Here is a 20,641-nt window from a genome sequence, read left to right on the forward strand (position 1 = left end):
CTGACTGATAGCGATAGTGAAAACATGAAATCTCTTTTTGCCAGCACCGCGCGCGGTCTCGAAGAACTACTGAAAAATGAACTGGAAGGGCTCGGTGCGCATGACTGCCAGATTGTCCAGGGTGGCGTGCATTTCAGGGGAGATGGGCGTTTGCTCTATCAGAGTCTGATGTGGAGCCGTCTGGCGTCGCGCATCATGCTGCCGCTGGGTGAGTTTAAGGTTTACAGCGATCTGGATCTGTACCTGGGCGTACAGGCGATCGATTGGCCGACGCTGTTTGGCATCGATAAGACCTTTGCGGTGCACTTCAGCGGCACCAATGAGGAGATCCGCAATACCCAGTATGGCGCCCTCAAGGTGAAGGATGCCATCGTTGACCGCTTTACGCGGAGCATCGATGCGCGTCCCAGCGTGGCCAAGCAGGATCCCGATATTCGCATCAGCGTCTATCTGCAGCGCGAAACGGCGATCGTATCGCTGGATCTCAGCGGCGATGGGCTGCATCAGCGCGGCTATCGCGATTTGACTGGCCAGGCGCCGCTGAAGGAGACGCTGGCGGCGGCCGTGGTGCTGCGCTCCGGCTGGCAGCCGGGTACGCCGATGGTCGACCCGATGTGCGGTTCCGGCACGCTGCTGATCGAGGCGGCGATGATGGCATCCGATCGGGCGCCGGGGCTGCAGCGTGAGCGCTGGGGCTTTATGGGCTGGCTCGGTCACAACGCCGATCTGTGGCAGGAGGTACGCGTAGAGGCGCAGCGCCGCGCCCGTTTGGGGCTGGAGCAGACGACCTCGCGCTTCTTTGGCTACGATCTCGATCGCCGCGTGCTGGAGATGGCGCGCGCTAACGCCCGTCGCGCCGGGGTGGCCGCCCTGATCACCTTTAACGGTGGCGATGTGGCTCAGCTGCACAATCCGCTGCCGGAAGGGCCGAAGGGGACGGTGCTGAGCAACCCGCCCTATGGGGAGCGACTGGAGAGCGAACCGGCGCTGATCGCGCTGCACAACACGCTGGGGCGCATCATGAAGCGGGAGTTCGGTGGTTGGCAGCTGTCGCTGTTCAGCGCCTCGCCGGAGCTGTTGAGCTGTCTGCAGCTGCGCGCCGAGCGCCAGTTTAAGGCGAAGAATGGCCCGCTGGAGTGTGTCCAGAAGAACTACCGCCTGAGCGCGGCACCGCAGGCCGGCGGCGGCGAGGTGGCGCAGGACTATGCCAACCGTCTGCGTAAGAACCTGAAAAAGTTTGATAAGTGGGCGCGGCAAGAGGGGCTGACGTGCTACCGAGTCTACGATGCCGATCTGCCAGAGTACAACGTGGCGGTTGACCGCTACGGGGAAAAGATCGTGGTCCAGGAGTATGCGCCGCCGAAGAGCGTCGATGCGCAGAAGGCGCGCCAGCGTCTATTTGACGTGGTCAGCGTGACCCAGTCGGTGATGGGCGTTTCAGGCAATAATCTGATCCTGAAAACCCGTGAGCGGCAGAAGGGAAAAAGCCAGTATGAGAAGCTGGCGCAGAAGGGCGAATTCATGGAGGTCCATGAGTACGGTGCCCGTTTCTGGGTCAACCTGACCGACTATCTGGACAGCGGGCTGTTTATCGACCACCGCATTGCGCGTCGGATGCTGGGTGAGATGAGCCGCGGTAAGGACTTCCTGAACCTCTTCGCCTATACCGGCAGCGCCAGCGTGTACGCCGGGCTGGGCGGCGCGCGTTCGACCACCACGGTCGATATGTCCCGAACCTATCTGGAGTGGGCGGAGCGCAACCTGCGCCTGAATGGGCTGACCGGGCGTCAGCATCGCCTGGTTCAGGCGGACTGCCTGAGCTATCTGCACCACTGCGAGGATAAGTTCGATCTGATCTTTATCGATCCGCCGACCTTTTCCAACTCGAAGCGGATGGAAGGGACCTTTGATGTGCAGCGCGATCACCTGGATCTGATGCGCGATCTGGCTCGGATACTGCGTCCGGGCGGCACTATCATGTTCTCCAACAACAAACGCGGTTTCAAAATGGATCTGGCCGGGCTGGCGCAGCTGGGCCTGCAGGCGCAGGAGATCACCGAGCGCACGCTCTCTGCCGACTTTGCCCGTAACCGCCAGATCCACAATTGCTGGCTGGTGACCCACGCCGGCGAGGAGCAGTAATTCCATGTCTTTGATTAGTCTTTCCGGCGCCTGGCTCTCTTTTAGCGATGCGCCGCTGCTGGATAATGCCGAGCTGCATATCGAGCCCAATGAGCGCGTCTGCCTGGTCGGACGCAACGGCGCGGGGAAATCGACCCTGCTGAAGATCCTGGGACGCGAGCTGGCGCTGGATGATGGGCGCGTCGTGTATGCGCAGGATTTGGTGGTGTCGCGTCTGCAGCAGGATCCACCGCGCGACGTCGCCGGTTCGGTATTCGACTTTGTGGCCGGCGGCGTGGCCGAACAGGCGCAGCATCTGCGCGATTACCATGAGCTGCTGCGCAAGGTCGAGCGCGATCCCAGCGAGCAGCACCTGCGTCAGCTGGCGGAGCTGCAGGAGCGGCTGGAGCACCAGGGTATCTGGCGTATGGATGCCCGCATTCGCGATGTGCTGACCAAGCTGGGTCTGGAGGCCGACAGTCCGCTCTCGGCGCTTTCCGGCGGCTGGCTGCGCAAGGCGGCGCTGGCGCGCGCGCTGGTGTGCGAGCCGGACGTCCTGCTGCTTGATGAGCCGACCAACCACCTGGATATCGATACCATTACCTGGCTGGAGGGGTTCCTTAAGGAGTTTAACGGCAGCATCATCTTTATCTCCCATGACCGCGCCTTTATTCGCGCCATGGCGACGCGCATCGTCGACCTCGATCGCGGTAAGCTGGTCTCCTGGCCGGGAGACTATGACGCCTACCTGACCGGGAAGGAAGAGGCGCTGCGGGTGGAAGAGCTGCAAAACGCTGAGTTCGATCGCCGACTGGCGCAGGAGGAGGCGTGGATCCGTCAGGGGATCAAGGCGCGCCGTACCCGTAACGAGGGACGCGTGCGTGCGCTGAAGTCGATGCGTCAGGAGCATGCCCAGCGCCGGGCGCAGCAGGGGAACGCCAGGATGCAGGCCGAAGAGGCGCTGCGCTCTGGGAAAATCGTCTTCGAGCTGGAGAACGTCAGCTACCGCTGCGGCGATAAGACGCTGGTGCGTGACTTTTCCGGTCAGGTGCTGCGCGGCGATAAGATCGCCCTGGTCGGGGCCAACGGCTGCGGTAAAACCACGCTGCTGAAACTGATGCTCGGTCAGCTTAATCCGGACAGCGGCAGCGTGCGCTGCGGCACCAAGCTGGAGATCGCCTATTTCGACCAGCACCGCGCCGAGCTGGATCCGGACAAGACGGTGATGGATAACCTGGCCGAGGGCAAGCAGGAGGTGATGGTCAACGGACGCGCTCGACACGTGCTGGGCTATCTGCAGGACTTCTTGTTCCATCCCAAGCGGGCGATGACGCCGGTGCGCGCGCTCTCCGGCGGGGAGCGTAACCGACTGTTGTTGGCGAGACTGTTCCTAAAACCGAGCAATTTGCTGGTGCTCGATGAACCTACCAACGATTTGGATATCGAAACGCTAGAGCTGCTGGAAGAGCTGGTTGCCAACTACCCGGGAACCGTGCTGCTGGTGAGCCACGATCGTCAGTTTGTCGATAACTGTGTGACCGACTGCTGGATCTTTGAGGGCGATGGCGTGATTGCCCGCTATACCGGCGGCTATGCCGATGCCCATCAGCAGCAGGCGGCTTCGCAGGCGCTGCGTCAGCCGGCGGCGTCGGATGCCGCACCGCAGGCGCTGAAGGCCGAGGCGAAAACAGAGCGGCGTCGCAGCAGCAATAAGCTGAGCTACAATCAGTTAAGGGAGCTGGAGCAGCTGCCGCAGCAGATTGAGGCGCAGGAGGAGCAGCTCGCGGCCCTGCAGGCGCAGGTCGCCTCACCGGACTTCTTCTCTCTGCCGCACGGCGAGACGCAGCCGGTGCTGCAGGCGCTGGCGGAGTGCGAGCAGACGCTGGAACAGGCGTATGCTCGCTGGGAATCCCTTGAAACGCAAAAAAATGCCAGCTGATTGAGGCTATAGTCGCAGGGATAATCATCAGCCTGATGGCTGCCAGCGTGCAGCGTATCAGGCTTTTTTATAACCGGATAATCTAATGTGCAGTCAACAGGATTCGGAAAACGCCCATATGCTGTGCCCGCAGTGCGACATGCTGGTTGCGCTGCCTCGGTTGACCTGGGGCACCAAGAGCGTATGTCCGCGCTGCGGTACGACGCTGGCAATGCGCTGGCGGCATCCGCATCTGCAGCCGGCGCTGTATGCGGCCAGCGCGCTGTTTCTTTTAGCGGTGGCTAACCTGTTTTCATTCGTCACGATGTCGGTGGCCGGGATCAGCAATGCCATTACGTTGATCCAGATCCCCGGCATGCTGATGTCTGAAAACTACGTCAGTATCGCCACGCTGTTTATGATCTTTGTACAGGTGATCCCCGCATTTTGTATGGTGGTGATCATCCTACTGTGTCTACGGGTGCCGCTGCCGGCGATGCTCAGGGTGGGGCTGGCGCGGGTCCTGCTGCAGTGCCGCGCCTGGTGTATGGTGGAGATTTTTCTCGCCGGCGTGCTGGTCAGCTTTGTTAAGCTGATGGCGTATGGCGACGTGGGGGTCGGCAGCAGTTTTTGGGCCTACTGCCTGTTTTGCCTGCTTCAGGTCCGCGCATTCCAGATGGTGGATCGCCGGCTGCTGTGGGATGACATCGCTGCGGCGCCGCCCTGTGATCTGCCGCAGCGCTGCGGCGAAACCGGGCTGCGACAGGGGCTGCGTTCCTGTGCCTGCTGTACGGCGATCCTGCCAGCGGATCAGCATCAGTGTCCGCGCTGCCTGACGACGGGCTATGCCCGGCGGCGCAATAGTCTGCAGTGGACGCTGTCGCTGCTGGTGACGGCGCTGCTGCTGTATATCCCGGCTAATCTGCTGCCGATCATGGTCACCCAGGCGCTGGGCAGTAAGCTGACCTCGACCATTATGGCCGGGGTGATCCTGCTGTGGGGCGAGGGCTCATACCCGGTAGCGATGGTGATCTTCATCGCCAGCATCATGGTGCCGTCGCTGAAGATCCTGTCCATCGCCTGGCTGTGCTGGGCATCGCGCCACGGCGCCGGGCGGGACAGTGAGCGCATGCACGTTATTTATGAGATTGTCGAGTTTGTCGGCCGCTGGTCGATGATCGACGTATTTGTGATCGCGGTGCTCTCGTCGCTGGTAAGCATGGGGCGTTTAATGAGTATTTATCCGGATATCGGCGCCATTCTGTTTGCCGCCGTGGTCATTATTACCATGATTTCCGCCATGGTGTTTGATCCCCGGTTGCTGTGGGATCGCGAGAGCAGAGTACCAACAGGGGAGTAGGGGTAATTGAAGGTGGATGAACAAACAACGGCTAAAATCGAGCGTATCAAGCGCTGGTCACCGGTCTGGATTATTCCCATCCTGACCGCGCTGATCGGCGCCTGGATTATTTTTTACCACTTCAGCCATCAGGGGCCGGAGGTCACGCTGATAACCCAAAACGCTGAGGGCATCATCGCTGGGAAAACGGCGATCAAGAGCCGCAGCGTGGACGTCGGTACGGTGGAGAGCGTGACGCTGAGCGATAACCTGAATCAGGTGATCGTCAAGGCGCGGCTGCAAACCGGCATGGAGAAGCTACTGCGCAAGGATAGCGTATTCTGGGTGGTGAAGCCGCAGGTTGGCCGTGAAGGGATCTCAGGCCTGGGGACGCTGCTGTCCGGCGCCTATATCGGCCTGCAGCCGGGATCGAGCGATAGCGAGCAGCATGAGTTCAACCTGCTGGATCAGCCGCCGCTGGCGCCGCCGGATGCCAAGGGCATCCGCATCATGCTGGTCAGCGATAAGGCCGGTCAGCTGAATCCTGGCGATCCGGTGCTGTTCCGCGGTTTGCGCGTGGGGTCGGTGGAGACCAGTGGGTTTGATACCAAGGCGCGGAAGATCACCTATCAGCTGTTTATCGCGGCGCCGTATGACACGCTGGTGACCGAAAACGTCCGCTTCTGGGTGGACAGCGGGATTTCCTTCGATGTGTCGGCGCAGGGAATGCGGGTGCAGATGGGGTCGCTGGCGACGCTGCTGAGCGGCGGCGTCAGCTTCGACGTGCCGCAGGGCCTGACGCCAGGCAAGGAGGTGGCTAACCTGAGCGACTATATTCTGTACGATAACCAGAATAGCATTCAGGATTCGCTCTACACCGAGCACTTTGATGTGCTGATGTTCTTTGCCGATTCGATTCGCGGCCTGCAGGCCGGGGCGCCGGTGGAGTTCCGCGGTATCCGGCTGGGAACCGTGGCGCAGGTGCCTTACTATGTGAAAGGGCTGGATCAGCGTCTGGATGCCAACTACCGCATTCCGGTGCTGGTGCATATTGAGCCTGAGCGCATTGAAGAGAACATGGGTGACAACTTTGACCTGCGCCAGCATTTGCTGGGGATCCGCCACAGCGGTCTGCGCGCGGCGCTGAAGTCGAGCAACCTGATCACCGGTGCGCTGTATATCGATCTGGACTTCTACCCCAATGCCAAGCCGTGGAAAGGCCCTGACGTCATCAACGGGATCCCGATTATGCCGACGGTGAGCGGCGGGCTGGCACAGCTGCAGCAGAAGGTCACGGCGGTGCTGGATAAGCTGAATGCGCTGCCGCTGGAGCCGATGATCTCGGCGGCGACAGGGGCGCTGAAGACCAGCCAGGGGACGATGCTGAAGACGCAGGAGACGCTGCGGCAGCTGAATAATATTCTGTCCAGCAAGGCGATGCAGTCGCTGCCGAGCGATCTGCAGCGCTCGCTGATCGAGCTGAATCGAACCATCAAGGGGATTCAGCCGGGCTCTCCGGCCTATAACCAGATGGTGAGCGACATGCAGCATTTGGACCAGGTGCTGCGCGAGCTGCAGCCGGTGCTGCGCACCCTGAATCAGAAGAGCAACGCGCTGGTGTTTGAGGCACCGGCGGGTAAAGATCCGCATCCCAAGGGAGCCAAACCATGAAGAGAGGGATGATGCTGTTGGCGGTACTGGCGCTGAGCGCCTGTAGCGCGAGCGATCAGAAGTCTTACTATCAGCTGCCGACGACGTCGGCGGCCAAAGCCAGCGTAGTCCAGACGGCGCCACAGGCGCGCCAGCTATGGGTGCAGCCGGTGAACGTCACCGATCTGCTCGGGGGAATGGGGGTGGTCTACCAGCAGAACGATGTGCAGTTCGTGACGGCCAGCAATAACCTGTGGGCCAGTCCGTTGGCCCAGCAGCTGACCCAGTCGCTGGTGGCCGGCCTCAGCGCCGGGATGCCCGGGTGGCTGGTGTCAGCTCAGCCGCTGGAGATGGGACAGGATACCCTGACCGTTAACGTCAACGCGTTCTATGGACGCTATGACGGTAAGGTGGTGGTGGCCGGGGAGTGGCTGCTGAGCCACCAGGGGACGCTGACGCAGAAGGCGTTCCACATCGTGCTCCCGCAGCAGGGGAATGGCTATGATGCGCTGGTGCGCACCCTGGCGCAGGGGTGGCAGCAGGAGATCGCCAGCATGGCCGGCCAGATAGCCCACGCCAACTAAAATGCGTTACCGCGTGTAAAAGCCGCGCCCCTTGCCGACAAAGGCGAGGGGCGTTTTTTTTTGAGATCCCTCAGTGAATTACGCTATCACCCCGGCCTGGAGTCGAAAATATGATCGCGACTTTAGCGCGGAATTGTGACGGGTGGATAATTTTTCACCATTGACCCAACGGGTAAAAGTGGCTATTGGTTAAGGGTGGCAGCGTACGCTGACCACTGTTTTCTTTCCACCAGCGTAATTATGAGGGAAAAAAGGCATGAAGAGACAGAAACGCGATCGTCTGGAAAGGGCGCAGGCCCGTGGCTATCAAGCGGGTATTGCTGGTCGTTCCAAGGAGCTTTGTCCTTATCATTCTCTGGACGCTCGTTCCTACTGGCTGGGAGGCTGGCGGCAGGCCATGGAAGACAGGTCTCTGGTCGCGGTAGCGTAGTACTCCCCACACAATTCGAGCGTAAAAACCCCCCGCGTCGGGGGTTTTTACATGAGGCCCTACGGCGTAGACATAAAAAAACGCAGCGAGGCTGCGTTTTGTCTACCCGGCGATGACGCGCGGATTTAGAAGGCGCTGGTGTCTTTGAACAGGCCGACCTTCAGATCGCTGGCGGTGTAGATAAGCTTGCCGTCGACCAGAACTTCGCCGTCGGCCATCCCCATGATCAGCTTGCGGTTGATAACGCGTTTAAAGTGAATGCGGTAGGTCACTTTCTTGGCCGTCGGCAGTACCTGACCGGTGAATTTGACCTCGCCGACGCCCAGCGCACGGCCTTTGCCTTCGCCGCCCAGCCAGCCGAGATAGAAACCGACCAGCTGCCACATGGCATCCAGGCCGAGGCAGCCCGGCATCACCGGATCGCCAACGAAGTGGCAGGCGAAAAACCACAGGTCCGGATTGATATCCAGCTCGGCTTCGACATAGCCTTTGTTGTGATTACCGCCGTCCTCGGTCATTTTGATGACGCGATCCATCATCAGCATGTTGCCTGACGGCAGCGGCGGCCCGCCGGCGCCAAACAGTTCTCCACGACCGGATGCTTCCAGATCCGCTTTGGTATAGGACTCGCGTTTATCTACCATAATTCTCGTCAGCCTTTATTCAGTGAGATGACCATCTTAGCTAACAGGTGTACGCTGAACAAGTCCGATCAGCCACGGTTAAACCAGTTTAACCAGCGTATCGGCCAGGGCAGCATGCGCCGATCCAGCAGTGGGCTGGCGGCGGCGATACGCGCCTGGATAGTCCCCAGCAGGCTGGGGCCGTTTTCGCTGATATAGGCGACGCCGGTCAGCAGCGGCAGCGCGTCCTCGGCGTTCTCTACCGCCCAGAGATGGAATGTTCCGGCCTTGACGGCCTCAACGACGTCATCGCGCAGGCACAGGTGGCGTACGTTGGTGGTGGGGATGATAACCCCTTGTTTACCGGTCAGCCCCCGACGCTGGCAGGCCTCAAAGAAACCTTCGATCTTCTCGTTAACGCCGCCGATGGGCTGGACGTGACCGAACTGATCGACGGAGCCGGTGACGGCGATCTGCTGGTTGATCGGCGCCATGGCCAGGGCGCTGATCAGGGCACAGAGCTCGGCCAGCGAGGCGCTGTCGCCGTCGACTTCGCCATAGGACTGTTCGAACACCAGCGATGCGGAGAAGGGCAGCTGCTGATCCAGCTCCAGCTCGGAGATCAGGAAGGCCTGCATGATCATCATGCCCTTGGCGTGCAGATTACCGCCCAGCTCGGCCTTGCGCTCGACGTCGGTAAACTCCCCGTCGCCCTGATAGACCACGCAGCTGATGCGCGAGGGTTCACCGAAGAGCAGGGGATGTCCCGGGTATTCCAGCACGGACAGGCCGTTGATTTGGCCGATCGCGGCCCCTTCGGTATCGATCAGCAACTGGCCGACTTCGATTTCGTCGTGCATGCGCTCCGACAGATAGCTTTCACGCCAGAGACGGGCCTCCTGCGCCTGCCGCAGCGCATCGGCGTTGATATGCGGATCGGCATACAGCGCGGCTTCGCGCAGCAGGCGTCCCAGCATCACCGGATTGAGCGGTAGCAGATTCTGATCGCCGCTGTAGCGCACGGCGCTGCGGACCAGCGACGGCCAGGCATCCGGCGTGATGGACGGCAGCCGCTGCTGAGCCGCCAGCGTCGATACCAGCGCGCACCAGCGCTGCATATCGTCGCTGTCCACCAGCGGCATGTCGACCTCAAACTCGCCGTACAGGGCGCTCTCATACAGCTCCGGCTCCATCTCCTGAAAGTCGGCCAGCCCTTCCCGGTCGCTGACCAGCAGGACCTTCAGCTGTAGCGGCATATCGGGGATCGGCTGCGGCAGCGGACGGCTTTCATCCGGTGCAAACCACTGGAAACGCCCGGTGGTGACGAACTGCTTCAGGCGCACCCACAGCAGCGGCTGCGTCAGCAGTGTACGCAGCGACAGGATCAGCACCCCGCCGTTGGCCTGGTGCACGAGGCCCGGCTGCAGCAGGAGCCCGCTGTTGCCCTGGCGCACGGTCCCCAGCAGCTGTTCACCCTCAAACCATTCGGCGCACGCCACCCGCTGCGTCGCCGCCAGGTTATCCTCTGGCTTCTCTGCGGGGGTGACGCTGATCTGCTCAGGCGTGATGTGATACCGGCTGCCGTGGAGGCCGCCGGCGGGGAGCAGGGTCTCTACGGCACGCTGCAGGATCGTTAGGTGTTCAAAGTCGGTCTCTGCCTTGACCAGCATAAACGGGCTGGGGGCATGGGCATGGCAAAAGTGTGCCAGGCTGTTCTCCAGACGCGGCTGATATTCGGCAAAGGTGATCGCCGACAGCGCGGCAGCACTGCTGAACACAGAGGTATAGGGAGTTGTATCGGGCAGTAGCGATTGCCACTCAAGTCGGTAGTTGCTCAACGTTGTCAAATCATCGTTAGTCGGAAAAAAACAATTATACAAGAATCCGCCTGACTGCACAGGAAACTCGGTCCGATGAGCGGATGGATTGTGGCCTGCGTCGTTAAGTGACGTTTTTTTGCGCTTTACGCGGATTTTTAGACGGCAAAAGTGCTAAAAATTGTTATCCTTAGAGATAAGTTACCGTGTCACTGGCAGACAGATATGAAATATCAACAGCTTGAAAATCTGGAGTGTGGCTGGAAGTGGAAATACCTGGTGAAAAAACACCGGGAAGGGGAGCCGATCACCCGCTATCAGGAGCTCAGTCAGGCCCAGCAGGCGGTGGAGCAGCTGCTGCGTCTGGAGCATGAGCCGGTAAAGGTGCTGCCCTGGATCCGCGAACATATGGATCCGGCGCTGGGTAACCGCATGAAGCAGACTATTCGCGCCCGACGTAAACGCCATTTTAACGCTGAAAATCAGCATACCCGTAAGAAGTCCATCGATCTTGAGTTTTTGGTCTGGCAGCGTTTGGCTGCGCTAGCGCAGCGGCGGGGCGCGACCCTGTCCGATACCATCGTTCAGCTTATCGAGGATGCGGAGCGTAAAGAGCTGTATGCCAGTCAGATGAGTTCGCTAAAGCAGGATCTGCAGGCATTTTTACACAGTGAACGGGATTAATACCTATTTATACCGAATAGCCCGCGCTGCGCTTACCCTGAACATTATATAAAGTAATGTTTTTCTGATATTGGTGTTTTATTTTTTCTTCATATATTCCTAAAAAGTAGAAATAGCATGTCCGATCAAACTAAAAAGAATAATCCACGTTTATCAAAGGCTCTTGCTCGCTGAATTTCTTTTTCTGTTAAGCGGCGTGGTTCAGTGATACCGCGCCGTCGTTCAGCGCTGAGCGGGCGAAATGAGAAAATACCAAAAGCACCGTGGCGCTATTTAGGGTGAGACGACCCTCGGCTATTTCTATCGATGCGAACTTTCCCCATCGGCAGGTATAAAAAAACCCCGCGGAGCGGGGTTTTGAATGAAAGGGAAGAACTTAAGCCTGCGGCTGAGAAACTTCTTCTTTGATGCCTTTCACTTCGATAACAACGCGACGATCCGGTGCCAGGCAGTTGATCAGGGCAGCACGCGGCTTCACGTTATCACAGGTTGAACCGGTAACCGGATCAGCTTTACCCATACCACGGGCAGCGATCTTGTCTGCCGGGATACCTTTAGATACCAGGTAGTCAACCACGGTCTGAGCACGTTGCTTAGACAGCTTCAGGTTGTACTGATCGGAACCGATGCGGTCGGTGTAGCCCAGAACGACGACAGAACCGTCTTTCGGATCCATGCTGCTCAGCTGGCTGTACAGCTGATCCAGCGCCTGACGGCCTTCGGCTTTCAGGGTGTATTTGTTGAAGTTGAACAGAACGTCAGACTTCAGGGTGAAACGCTTGGTTTCAACGACCGGAGCCGGAGCCGGAGCCGGGATCGGTGCCGGAGCAGCGACTTCATCCTGACCGAAGCGGTATACAACGCCCAGGCTCAGCATGGTGTTGTCCGGACGTGCGCCGGTTTCGCTGCGGGTGCCAACCTTGTTGACATACTGATAGTCCAGACGGGTAGCCCAGTCTTTGTTCAGTGCGTACTCAACGCCGATAGCGGCCAGCGGAGATACGCCGGTGTCGTGGCTTGAAGTATAGTCGCCGCCGTCTGCTGCGCCGTGGATATCAGAACGCCATACCATGCCGCCCAGGCGGGTGTATACGTCCAGATCGTCCATCAGCGGGTAGCTCAGTTTGGCAGCCAGCTGTACGCCCTGTGACTTGAATTTGGCATTCACGTCACCGGTGTAGCCCATGCGGCCCAGCCAGTCGTAGCCCATTTCGAAGCCCAGGTACGGGTTGGCTTGGTAACCGAAGAAAGCACCGGCGCCCAGCTGATTCGGATGGGACTTGGTTGTACCCATGTCTTCAAAGCTGTTGCTGATAAAGTGGGACCAGCCCAGTTTACCACCGACGTACCAGGTGTCGTCTTTCGGAGCTGCCTGAGCTACGGTAGCGAAACCTGCCAGTGCCACTGCTAATGCGATCGCTGTTTTTTTCATTTTGCGCCTCGTTATCATCCAAATAGGCAATGAGCTATAACTATAGCTCTTGGTTTAATACCTTTTATACGGCTGTCGCTCGGTTTATTACGCTGTTAGCCAGGTAACAATTATAGATATCTCGGACAGCCGCTGCGATAACAAGTCTACAACGAGATTAGAAACTTACAAGTACGATGTGATTATGCTCACCAAAAAAAAAGAGTGTCGTCTGCGTTTTGGTAAACAGGTGGTGTTTTTTTTGCGCGCAACTGAAATGGTTTTCAGCCAGTCTAACCGCTTAACCGGTGGGGATTTCCCCATTATGAATAACCTATTTTCATATTATGAACGCATCCGCGTTGGATTTATCCTAAAGTGATTTAATGGTAACGCGCTGATCCGCGATTTGCGGCATGGGCCTGAGGCGGTGCCGCCGCGGCCAATTTACCCTCTTGCGGCTGCATCAGCAGTCCGATGCTGCGACCGGCCTGCGCCGCGCGGTTGAGTCGCAGCCGTTCGGCGGCCGTCAGCGGCGGCAGCCATCCGAGTACAACGCTGTAGTTTCCGCTGCGCAGCGCCTGCTCCATCGCATAGATCGCTTCTCCCGCCTCTGCGCGTCTCAGCTGCATCACTTTATGAACCGGAACGCCGCAGGCGGACAGCCAGCGCTTGCTGGGTTTGTGCTGGGCGGTGATCCACAGCTGCCAGCGGGACTGCTCCCCCAGCTGGCGCAGTAACGGAGGCAACAGCAGCGACAGCAGCGGCTGTTGGGCGCCATATCCCAGCTCGCTGACAAAACCGCTTTGCGGCACCGTGGGCGCGCTCTGGCAAGCGGGGCGGCTGAATACGACGCTGTCTGTAGCAGGATGCAACGGGGATGTACGCATAGTCATGTTCTCGTTCCGTATACTGTATGCTTATACAGTAATTCTACCCTGTCCGAAGATCAACCTGTTTTTTTGAATACGCTTCGCATTTATCGGATGTAAGGCATGGCGTCGCTCGGTTGCGTATTGGGTGTTGCGGTTGAATTGGTTATGTTGCTAATGGTTGTCCGCAGCGATCTGGTGACAGCTCATTGATTACAATGATTATTAAGGAGACATACATGAATGGACTACAGGGTGAAAAATGCCGGGTGGCGGAGTCCCTGTTTGCGGCGCTGGGGCGGGTCTTGCTGCGCTCTCAGTTCGGCGGCCAGGGCGTATGGTGTGACGGGGTGATGTTTGCCCTGATCGCGGAGGGGGAGCTCTATCTCCGAGCCCGCGATGCACAGGGGCGCCACTGTGAAGACTGCGGAATGCAGCCGTTTATCTACACGAAGCGCGGCTTTCCTGTGCGGTTGGGCTACTATCGGGTCGAGGCGGCCATATGGCAACAGCCCCAGCGCCTGGCTACCCTGCTGCGGCGTTCGCTGCAGCAGGCGCGCAGCGACAACGATATCCGCCTGGCGGCGATGCGGCGGCTGCACACTCGCCCGAATATCTCGATCAATATGGAGCGGCGGCTGTATCGGATCGGCATTCGGTCGCTGGCCGATTTGGAGCGCGTCGGGGCGACCCAGGCCTTCAGCCAGCTAAAGGAGGCGAATCATCAGGTGGGGGATCGGGTGCTATTCGATCTGGAGGCGGCGGTGCAGGGATGTCATAGTGCGGTGCTGCCGCGTCCGGTGAGCGAGGCGCTGCGCCAGTGGCTGCAGGGGAACGCGCACCGCTGGCGCTACAAAAAGTAGTCGCCGCGGCGGCGCGCGCTCAGCGGCTATGCCAAAGAGGCTTTGAGGCGGGTCAGCTCGGGCAGCAGCTCCAGCATCAGGCTTATCTGCTGCAGCACCAGCTGTCCGGCGCTGTCGCTGGGGAGATTGACCGTCAGCAGGCGCTGCTGCAGCTGCTCGATAGCCCGCTGGGTGCGACGAATGACCTCGTCATCCTGATAGTTAAGCGCATCGTCCATATAGCAGACGGCATCATTGAGCAGCGCCAGGGTGACGGGGTCGTCCAGGCGCTGGCGGTGGGCACCCAGCGCGGAGATGTAGCTTAACAGGGTATGATTGAGGCAGAGCAGGCGAAAGGCCGCCTCTTGGGACTGCGCCGAATGGCGCGGCTCCAGCGACATATTGGAGACGACGGAGGCCAGCTCTGCGTCGCAGTTGTGTGCATCGCGGCGGGCGATACGGTACGCCAGCGCATTGGATTTCCCCTGGTGGTACTGCACTAAAATGGCATCCAGGTAGCGGCAGTCTGCGTTCAGAGTGCGAGCGATTACCGCCGGGATCTGGCGGAAGTGCCAGTCAGGCCAGATGAATGTCACGGCAGCCCAGGCGATGGCGCAGCCCAGCAGGGTATCGAACACGCGCGGCCCCGCAACCTCAAACCCTTCGCCCAGCAGGTTGAAGCACAGCAGAACCAAGAGCGTGATGAACATGGTGGCATGGGCGTACTGCACGTTGCGAAAGGCGAAAAACAGCACGCCGCTGATCACGATCAGCAGCAGCTGTCCCTCCAGCGAGGGGACAAAATAGAGCACCGGCAGACCGATCAGGATGCCGGCCAGCGTGCCGACGATCCGCAGCCACAGGCGACGTTTGGTGGCATGGTAGTTTGGCTGGCAGACAAAGAGGCTGGTGAGCATGATCCAGTAGCCGTGCTGCATGCCGGTGAACTGAATAAAGGCGTAGCCAACCACCAGCACCAGCGCCATGCGCACCGCGTGACGGAACAGCGCGGACTGGGGCGTCAGCTGGCAGCGGATACGCTGCAGCATGTCATGCCAGCCGGTAATGCGATCCTCGGCGAGGGTGCTCTCCTCCTCGCGGGTCTCCTCCAGGGTCTGCTCCGACTCGATATTGGCCAGCTGGGCATCGATAGCGCGCAGGTTAATCAGCAGGTTGAACAGCGACTTGACCAACGTATGCTGGCGACCATGGCGGGTGGCGATGCGCTCCAGTGTGGATTCCAGGTGGCAAAAGGCCCGTTCGAAGCGGGGATCGTGCTGATAGTGCTGCATCAGGATCAGGCTCTGAGAGAGCTGTGCGCAGGCGCGGGCCTGTAGCATCAACAGGCGCTGAAAGCGGAACAGCACATCACTGTAGCGGAACATATCGCTCAGCTGCCGGTACTGAAAGTGCGAGGAGCTGGCGCGCTCATGGATATCCTGCGCCACAAAGTAGTAGTGCATCATCCGGCGGGTGCTGCGCTGACCGCGATCGCCGCGCAGGCGCGTCAGCAGCGTCAGCTTGGTCTGATTGAGGGTGGTGACCAGATTACTGTTGGCCATCGCCACGTCGATCAGCGGCTGATTCAGATCCTCTTCCTGATCCGGGTCAAACAGGTTGGACTTGGCATCCAGATAGACGGCCAGCTGGCTGTAGCTGCGCGCGAGTCCCTCCTGTACCGGGCGAATGGGAAAAAGCAGGTGGACGATCAGCGTCAGCAGGTTGTACCAGACGGCGCCCAGCAGCAGCAGCAGCGGCTGCTGATACCAGAACTGGTACATGGATGTTCCCAGCATGGTATAGATGGCGATCAGCAGCGCGCCGAAAGCGATGGTCGCGTAGCGCTGCCCCAGCGCGCCCAGCAAAATAAAGCCCACTGTCGATAGCATCAGGCCACCGGCAAACAGCCAGGGATAGGGAAACAGCAGCTCAATGGAGGCGGAGGCGATAAAGAAGCAGACCAGGGTGATCAGCAGGTTGCGCAGGCGGCCCACCAGACGATCGTCGAGATCCGTCAGCGCGGCGGCCACGACCCCCAGCGTGAGGGGAATGGTCAGCCGCGGCTGGTGCAATAGCCAGGGAACCCCGGCGGCGCCCGCCAGGGCAATAAATATACGCAGGTTATACAGCAGAGCGCTGTTATAGGCATAGCGGCGCAGGCTGGGCGCAAACGTGACAAAAACGGACATGGCGCAGCGGGCTTATTGAAAGCGGCGGCGCGCGTTAGCCTGGCGCATTTCCTGCGCGACCTCAATCGGAACGACGCGACGCCCGACCGGCCACAGGGCGATGGCTGCGATCTTAAAATTGGCAATCCCGACCGGAATGCCGATAAGGGTCACGCACTGCAAAATGCCGGCCGCGATATGGCTCAGGCACAGCCACCAGCCAAACAGAACCAGCCAAATCACGTTCAGCAGCGTCCCCCCGGCGCTCAGTAGTCCGTTTTTGCGCTCCGGGTAGAGATCGTCGACGTGCACGGCCTCATTGCCATAGGGAATGAAGGAGAGCTTGGTTATCTCCCAGCAGGAGCGGGTCAGCGGCAGGGTGACGATGAGCAGGGCGCTGACGACGGTAGCCAGCAGCCAGCCCAGGGTAGTAATAAAGCCGCCTAGCACAAAATTCAGAATATTCAGTACGGTTCTCATTAGGGTTAACTCATTATGACACTGGCTATAATTATATGCAGTTTACCCTGTTTTTCCGGCGGCCGGAACGTGGCGCATTGCGTTTTGGCCGCGTTGCTCCGCAGACAGGGGGCGCCGGCCCGGCGCGACGGTGAGTACAATTGTGGGAGCGCGCCTAGAGGCGTCGTCGATTCATGGGTAAACTGGTCGATATGATGGAATCAACGCAGGTAGAAAACGGCATGGAACTTAGGGCCACCAAGCTGGGACAGCGTCTGGCGCAGCATCCGTATAACCGGGTGCGCCTGCTGAACGCCGGTATTGAGGTCAGCGGAGAGCGGCACCAGTATCTGATCCCGTTTAACCAACTGATGGCGCTACGCTGCAAGCGGGGATTGGTATGGGGGGAGCTGGAGTTTGAGCTGCCTGATCAGCGGGTGGTCCGCCTGCATGGCACGGATTGGCAGGAGACACAGCGGTTTCATCAGCAGCTGATGCAACGCTGGGACGCGTGGAGCGAGTCGATGGCGCAGATCAGCGCCGAGGTGCTTCAGGCTCAGTGTCAAGGGCTACAGGCGCTGGCGCAGCGCGATGGCTGGCTGACGCGCGCCGATCTGACGTCCCTGGTGCAGGAGATCGACCGCACGCTGCAGGCGCTGCCGCTGCCGGTGCAGCGGCTAGAGGCGTTTCCGGTCTGTGCTCCGCTGTACCACGACTGTGTGGCGTGGCGCGATGAGGGCGAACAGCGCCGTCAGCAGCACAACCGCCGCTGGAGTCAACGGGTGCTGAGCGAGCGGGCGGATTTTTTTGCCGAGGCCATGCCGTCGCCGCTCAATGACAGTCAGGCGCTGGCGGTGGTCAACGGCGAACAGAATGTGCTGGTGCTGGCCGGCGCCGGCAGCGGCAAGACCAGCGTCCTACTGGCGCGCTGCGCCTGGCTGCTGCAGGGCGGGCAGACCGACGCCGAGCAGATATTGCCGCTGGCCTTTGGCCGCCGGGCGGCGCAGGAGATGACGCAGCGGCTGCGGCAGACGCCGGGCTGCGCAGAGGTACAGGCCAGAACTTTTCATGGGCTGGCGCTGTATATTGTTAATCAGACGGCCCGACGACCGGTGGCCATTTCACGCCTGGCGAGCGATCGCGAGGCGCGCGACGCGTTTCTGCTCGCCGAGTGGCAGCGTCAGTGCGCAGAGAAGAAAAGCCAGGCCAACGGGTGGCGCCAGTGGCTGACGCTGCTGTTCGACGCGCTCCCTGAGCGGGAGGACTTTTGGCAGGATACCGCGCTGCAGGCGCATCTGGCGCCCCGCCTCGCGTACTGGATCGGGCTGCTGCGCGAGCACGGCGGCAGCCAGGCGGCGATGGTCGAACAGGCGTCGGAGGCGCTACGAGCGCCGTTTCAACAGCGTCTGCGCCTGTTGGCACCGCTGCTCAAGGCGTGGAAGGCGGCGCTGAAGCAGGAGGGGGCGCTGGATTTCCCGGCGCTGCTCCAGCAGGCGCAGGCGCAGCTGGAGAAGGGGCGTTTTATCAGCCCGTGGCGACATATTTTGGTGGACGAGTTTCAGGATATCTCGCCGCAGCGGGCGCGACTTTTGGCTGCGCTGCGCAGCCAGAACAGCCACAGCGCGCTGTTTGCCGTCGGGGATGATTGGCAGGCTATCTACCGTTTCAGCGGTGCCCAGCTGACGCTGACAACCGCCTTTCACCACTATTTTGGCGAGGGCGAGTGCTGCCGGCTGGATACCTCCTACCGATTTAATCGCCGCATTGGCGAGATCGCCAACGGTTTCGTACAGCAGAATCCACACCAGGCGAAGAAGACGCTCAACGCCCTGCGCGATGGCGATCGGCAGTCGGTCACCCTGCTGCCGCAGGACCAGTTGGAGGCGCTGCTCGATAAGCTGAGCGGCTATGTGCGTGCCGACGAGTCCATTCTGATCCTGGCGCGCTATCATCACCTGCGTCCGGCGCTGCTGGATCGCGCCGCGACGCGCTGGCCGGGGCTGGATCTTCACTTTATGACCCTGCACGGCAGCAAGGGGTGTCAGGCGGACTATGTGATCGTGCTGGGATTGCATGAGGGGCGGGATGGTTTCCCCGCGCCGGAGGCCCCCAGCGTGATCGAGGAGGTGCTGCTGCCCGCGGCGGAGCCGTTCCCCGATGCTGAAGAGCGGCGGCTGCTGTATGTGGCGCTGACCCGCGCCCGCCATCGGGTATGGCTGCTGCAGGATCCGCTGCGGCCCTCACGCTTTGTGGCCGCGCTGCAGCGCCTGGGCGCCGTCGCGCGACGTAAGGCGTAATTTCCGCAGCGTCGGGCGCTTGACGGCCCGCGCTGCGCAGCCGGATCAGATCAGGCGTTCGTTGAGATAGCGCTGATAGTCGGGAATGGCGATGCGCATCTCGCCGGCAAACATCGGCGAACTGATCAGGAAATCCGCCGTGGCGCGGTTGTTGGCCACCGGAATATTCCAGACGGTGGCCAGGCGCAGCAGCGCCTTCACGTCCGGATCGTGCGGGACGGCGTTGAGCGGATCCCAAAAAAATACCAGCATGTCGATTTTGCCTTCGGCGATCAGCGCGCCGACCTGCTGATCCCCGCCCATGGGGCCGCTCAGCATGCAGTGTACTGGGATCCCGGTAGCGCTGTGGATCAGGTTACCGGTGGTTCCGGTCGCATAGAGTTCGTGTTTGCTGAGCTGCGGCTGGTTGCTGCTGACCCACTCCAGCAGCGCCTGTTTGCGGTGATCGTGCGCGACCAGGGCGATGCGTTTACGGCTGGGGAGAGTTCGGGTGGTCATTTCCATGCTGTTGGCCTTTATCAGAAAAAGTAGTCTTATTGGCGGTGTTCCGCGGCGCGGGGCATTAACCCCGGCGGCGCGATGTCCCACGCGCTGCGCACACGGCGTTTGGCGCGTTGGCAGCGCTGTGTCGAGGCAGGGCGTAAGCCGCGATGAAACACGCGCGATACCCTATCAGGATATCGGCCGGAGCGCCGCGACGCGGCGCAAGAAAGGCACAATAAAGCGAAAGTGAACGGGCGGCGCCCGGCGGCTCAACGCGTGAGCGCAGGCAGGGCGGCGGCGGCGGCGCTGTGGTTATAGCGCTGCAGCTGCTGGCGATAGTCGCCGGCGGGCGGCGAGCTGAGGACGTCCGCGCGGTACTCCAGCGGGATCCCGCGGTGGTTGAGCAGCTCAAAGTTCAGCGTTTGCTCCAGCTGGCGAATATCCCGATCGTCCCCGATGCGCGGCAGCTTGATAGTCACGGAGGTGGCGTCGCGGGTATCGAAGAGGGCGATCAGCGGAGCCGAGTAATGGGGCTCTCCGTTTGCCGTCAGCGGCTTGGCGACCCGAAACAGCATCTGGTGGATACCGGCGTCCAGCTCCAGGCTGTTGGCGCTTTTGAACAGCGCCGCAGGCAACGGCTGTCCGTCGATGGCCAGCAGTTCGACATCGCTGCCAAATTTCAGCGTGGTGGCTGACAGGGCGTGACAAAAGAGCAGCCCGCCGCAGCTTAGAGCCAGTAAAACACGTGATCGCATGGGGTCCTCAAATTTACTCAGGCGAAAGGCATGATGCCAACGGAGCCAATATTCGACGAGGTGTATCAAAACATTTCCCGTTAACATATTTTTACATTATAAGGGGCTTCACCGCGCTTCGTCAAAAAACCTTTCCCGTCGCCCGCGAGCGATCTACGCTGAGAATATCACTTTTTTCTGGGGAGTCC

General features: G+C 60.3%; 17 protein-coding genes. 9 read left to right on the plus strand and 8 right to left on the minus strand.

Annotated features, from left to right (window positions below):
- The first annotated feature begins 24 nt into the window (after positions 1–24).
- The 6 genes from rlmKL to rmf all read left to right on the plus strand — a co-directional run bounded on the left by rlmKL (position 25) and on the right by rmf (position 8,042).
- Positions 25–2,142 (plus strand): bifunctional 23S rRNA (guanine(2069)-N(7))-methyltransferase RlmK/23S rRNA (guanine(2445)-N(2))-methyltransferase RlmL, encoded by a 2,118-nt coding sequence (gene rlmKL / locus BRD58_RS06665; protein ID WP_073382029.1) that lies wholly within the window; start codon positions 25–27, stop codon positions 2,140–2,142.
- Positions 2,143–2,146: 4 nt separating this feature from the next.
- Entirely contained in the window at positions 2,147–4,060 is a 1,914-nt protein-coding gene (locus BRD58_RS06670) for an ABC transporter ATP-binding protein (protein WP_015461262.1), read from the plus strand.
- An 85-nt stretch (positions 4,061–4,145) separates the two neighbouring features.
- Complete coding sequence (gene pqiA, locus BRD58_RS06675; RefSeq protein ID WP_012848120.1) at positions 4,146–5,399, plus strand: membrane integrity-associated transporter subunit PqiA; 1,254 nt, start codon at positions 4,146–4,148, stop codon at positions 5,397–5,399.
- Positions 5,400–5,405: 6 nt separating this feature from the next.
- The gene (pqiB, locus tag BRD58_RS06680) at positions 5,406–7,049 is read left to right on the plus strand and encodes an intermembrane transport protein PqiB (RefSeq protein ID WP_015461263.1); all 1,644 of its coding nucleotides are present in this window, start codon (positions 5,406–5,408) and stop codon (positions 7,047–7,049) included.
- A complete protein-coding gene (gene pqiC / locus BRD58_RS06685; RefSeq protein ID WP_069578424.1) occupies positions 7,046–7,612 on the plus strand; it encodes a membrane integrity-associated transporter subunit PqiC in 567 nt (188 codons plus the stop codon). Before pqiB ends, pqiC begins: the two co-directional genes overlap by 4 nt.
- A 256-nt stretch (positions 7,613–7,868) precedes the next feature.
- The gene (rmf, locus tag BRD58_RS06690) at positions 7,869–8,042 is read left to right on the plus strand and encodes a ribosome modulation factor (RefSeq protein WP_015461265.1); all 174 of its coding nucleotides are present in this window, start codon (positions 7,869–7,871) and stop codon (positions 8,040–8,042) included.
- Positions 8,043–8,167: 125 nt separating this feature from the next.
- On the opposite strand, the gene fabA is transcribed toward rmf, so the two are convergent.
- Both fabA and BRD58_RS06700 read right to left on the minus strand, forming a co-directional pair.
- Positions 8,168–8,686 (minus strand): bifunctional 3-hydroxydecanoyl-ACP dehydratase/trans-2-decenoyl-ACP isomerase, encoded by a 519-nt coding sequence (gene fabA / locus BRD58_RS06695; RefSeq protein ID WP_012848123.1) that lies wholly within the window; start codon positions 8,684–8,686, stop codon positions 8,168–8,170.
- Positions 8,687–8,754: 68 nt separating this feature from the next.
- A complete protein-coding gene (locus BRD58_RS06700; protein ID WP_172454880.1) occupies positions 8,755–10,503 on the minus strand; it encodes an AAA family ATPase in 1,749 nt (582 codons plus the stop codon).
- A gap of 204 nt (positions 10,504–10,707) precedes the next feature.
- Here BRD58_RS06700 and matP point away from each other — a divergent pair, with 204 nt between their 5' ends.
- Complete coding sequence (gene matP / locus BRD58_RS06705) at positions 10,708–11,166, plus strand: macrodomain Ter protein MatP (RefSeq protein ID WP_015461267.1); 459 nt, start codon at positions 10,708–10,710, stop codon at positions 11,164–11,166.
- Positions 11,167–11,542: 376 nt separating this feature from the next.
- Here matP and ompA read toward each other — a convergent pair whose 3' ends face one another.
- Positions 11,543–12,598, minus strand: a complete 1,056-nt coding sequence (gene ompA, locus BRD58_RS06710) for a porin OmpA (protein ID WP_012848126.1) — start codon at positions 12,596–12,598, stop codon at positions 11,543–11,545.
- Between the two features lie 362 nt (positions 12,599–12,960).
- The gene (gene sulA / locus BRD58_RS06715) at positions 12,961–13,473 is read right to left on the minus strand and encodes an SOS-induced cell division inhibitor SulA (RefSeq protein WP_249975182.1); all 513 of its coding nucleotides are present in this window, start codon (positions 13,471–13,473) and stop codon (positions 12,961–12,963) included.
- A gap of 215 nt (positions 13,474–13,688) precedes the next feature.
- Between sulA and BRD58_RS06720 the strand changes: the two genes are divergently transcribed.
- A complete protein-coding gene (locus BRD58_RS06720; protein ID WP_012848129.1) occupies positions 13,689–14,312 on the plus strand; it encodes a TfoX/Sxy family protein in 624 nt (207 codons plus the stop codon).
- Positions 14,313–14,338: 26 nt separating this feature from the next.
- Here the strand turns inward: BRD58_RS06720 and yccS are convergent, their stop codons facing one another.
- Both yccS and BRD58_RS06730 read right to left on the minus strand, forming a co-directional pair.
- Positions 14,339–16,480: a YccS family putative transporter gene (yccS, locus tag BRD58_RS06725; protein WP_012848130.1), complete on the minus strand. Its 2,142-nt coding sequence runs from the start codon at positions 16,478–16,480 to the stop codon at positions 14,339–14,341.
- 12 nt (positions 16,481–16,492) lie between these two features.
- Positions 16,493–16,939, minus strand: coding sequence for a YccF domain-containing protein (locus tag BRD58_RS06730; protein ID WP_012848131.1), 447 nt, complete (start codon positions 16,937–16,939; stop codon positions 16,493–16,495).
- Between the two features lie 221 nt (positions 16,940–17,160).
- Between BRD58_RS06730 and helD the strand changes: the two genes are divergently transcribed.
- Positions 17,161–19,215, plus strand: coding sequence for a DNA helicase IV (gene helD, locus BRD58_RS06735; RefSeq protein WP_073383872.1), 2,055 nt, complete (start codon positions 17,161–17,163; stop codon positions 19,213–19,215).
- A 45-nt stretch (positions 19,216–19,260) separates the two neighbouring features.
- On the opposite strand, the gene BRD58_RS06740 is transcribed toward helD, so the two are convergent.
- Together BRD58_RS06740 and BRD58_RS06745 are read right to left on the minus strand one after the other, a co-directional pair.
- Positions 19,261–19,719, minus strand: coding sequence for a methylglyoxal synthase (locus BRD58_RS06740; protein ID WP_012848134.1), 459 nt, complete (start codon positions 19,717–19,719; stop codon positions 19,261–19,263).
- Between the two features lie 248 nt (positions 19,720–19,967).
- Positions 19,968–20,453: a YccT family protein gene (locus BRD58_RS06745; protein WP_012848135.1), complete on the minus strand. Its 486-nt coding sequence runs from the start codon at positions 20,451–20,453 to the stop codon at positions 19,968–19,970.
- Positions 20,454–20,641 lie beyond the last annotated feature (188 nt).

This window comes from Edwardsiella piscicida (genome assembly GCF_001896205.1).
In the GTDB taxonomy this organism is placed as follows: Bacteria; Pseudomonadota; Gammaproteobacteria; order Enterobacterales; family Enterobacteriaceae; genus Edwardsiella; species Edwardsiella piscicida.

Bases quoted from the DNA above. Each gene is read 5' to 3' on its own strand.
- helD (WP_073383872.1), top strand. From the start codon at position 17,161: ATGGAACTTAGGGCCACCAAGCTGGGACAGCGTCTGGCGCAGCATCCG.
- rlmKL (WP_073382029.1), top strand. From the start codon at position 25: ATGAAATCTCTTTTTGCCAGCACCGCGCGCGGTCTCGAAGAACTACTG.
- matP (WP_015461267.1), top strand. From the start codon at position 10,708: ATGAAATATCAACAGCTTGAAAATCTGGAGTGTGGCTGGAAGTGGAAA.
- BRD58_RS06740 (WP_012848134.1), bottom strand. From the start codon at position 19,719: ATGGAAATGACCACCCGAACTCTCCCCAGCCGTAAACGCATCGCCCTG.
- BRD58_RS06745 (WP_012848135.1), bottom strand. From the start codon at position 20,453: ATGCGATCACGTGTTTTACTGGCTCTAAGCTGCGGCGGGCTGCTCTTT.
- rmf (WP_015461265.1), top strand. From the start codon at position 7,869: ATGAAGAGACAGAAACGCGATCGTCTGGAAAGGGCGCAGGCCCGTGGC.
- BRD58_RS06730 (WP_012848131.1), bottom strand. From the start codon at position 16,939: ATGAGAACCGTACTGAATATTCTGAATTTTGTGCTAGGCGGCTTTATT.
- sulA (WP_249975182.1), bottom strand. From the start codon at position 13,473: ATGACTATGCGTACATCCCCGTTGCATCCTGCTACAGACAGCGTCGTA.
- ompA (WP_012848126.1), bottom strand. From the start codon at position 12,598: ATGAAAAAAACAGCGATCGCATTAGCAGTGGCACTGGCAGGTTTCGCT.
- fabA (WP_012848123.1), bottom strand. From the start codon at position 8,686: ATGGTAGATAAACGCGAGTCCTATACCAAAGCGGATCTGGAAGCATCC.
- pqiA (WP_012848120.1), top strand. From the start codon at position 4,146: ATGTGCAGTCAACAGGATTCGGAAAACGCCCATATGCTGTGCCCGCAG.
- yccS (WP_012848130.1), bottom strand. From the start codon at position 16,480: ATGTCCGTTTTTGTCACGTTTGCGCCCAGCCTGCGCCGCTATGCCTAT.
- BRD58_RS06720 (WP_012848129.1), top strand. From the start codon at position 13,689: ATGAATGGACTACAGGGTGAAAAATGCCGGGTGGCGGAGTCCCTGTTT.
- BRD58_RS06670 (WP_015461262.1), top strand. From the start codon at position 2,147: ATGTCTTTGATTAGTCTTTCCGGCGCCTGGCTCTCTTTTAGCGATGCG.
- pqiC (WP_069578424.1), top strand. From the start codon at position 7,046: ATGAAGAGAGGGATGATGCTGTTGGCGGTACTGGCGCTGAGCGCCTGT.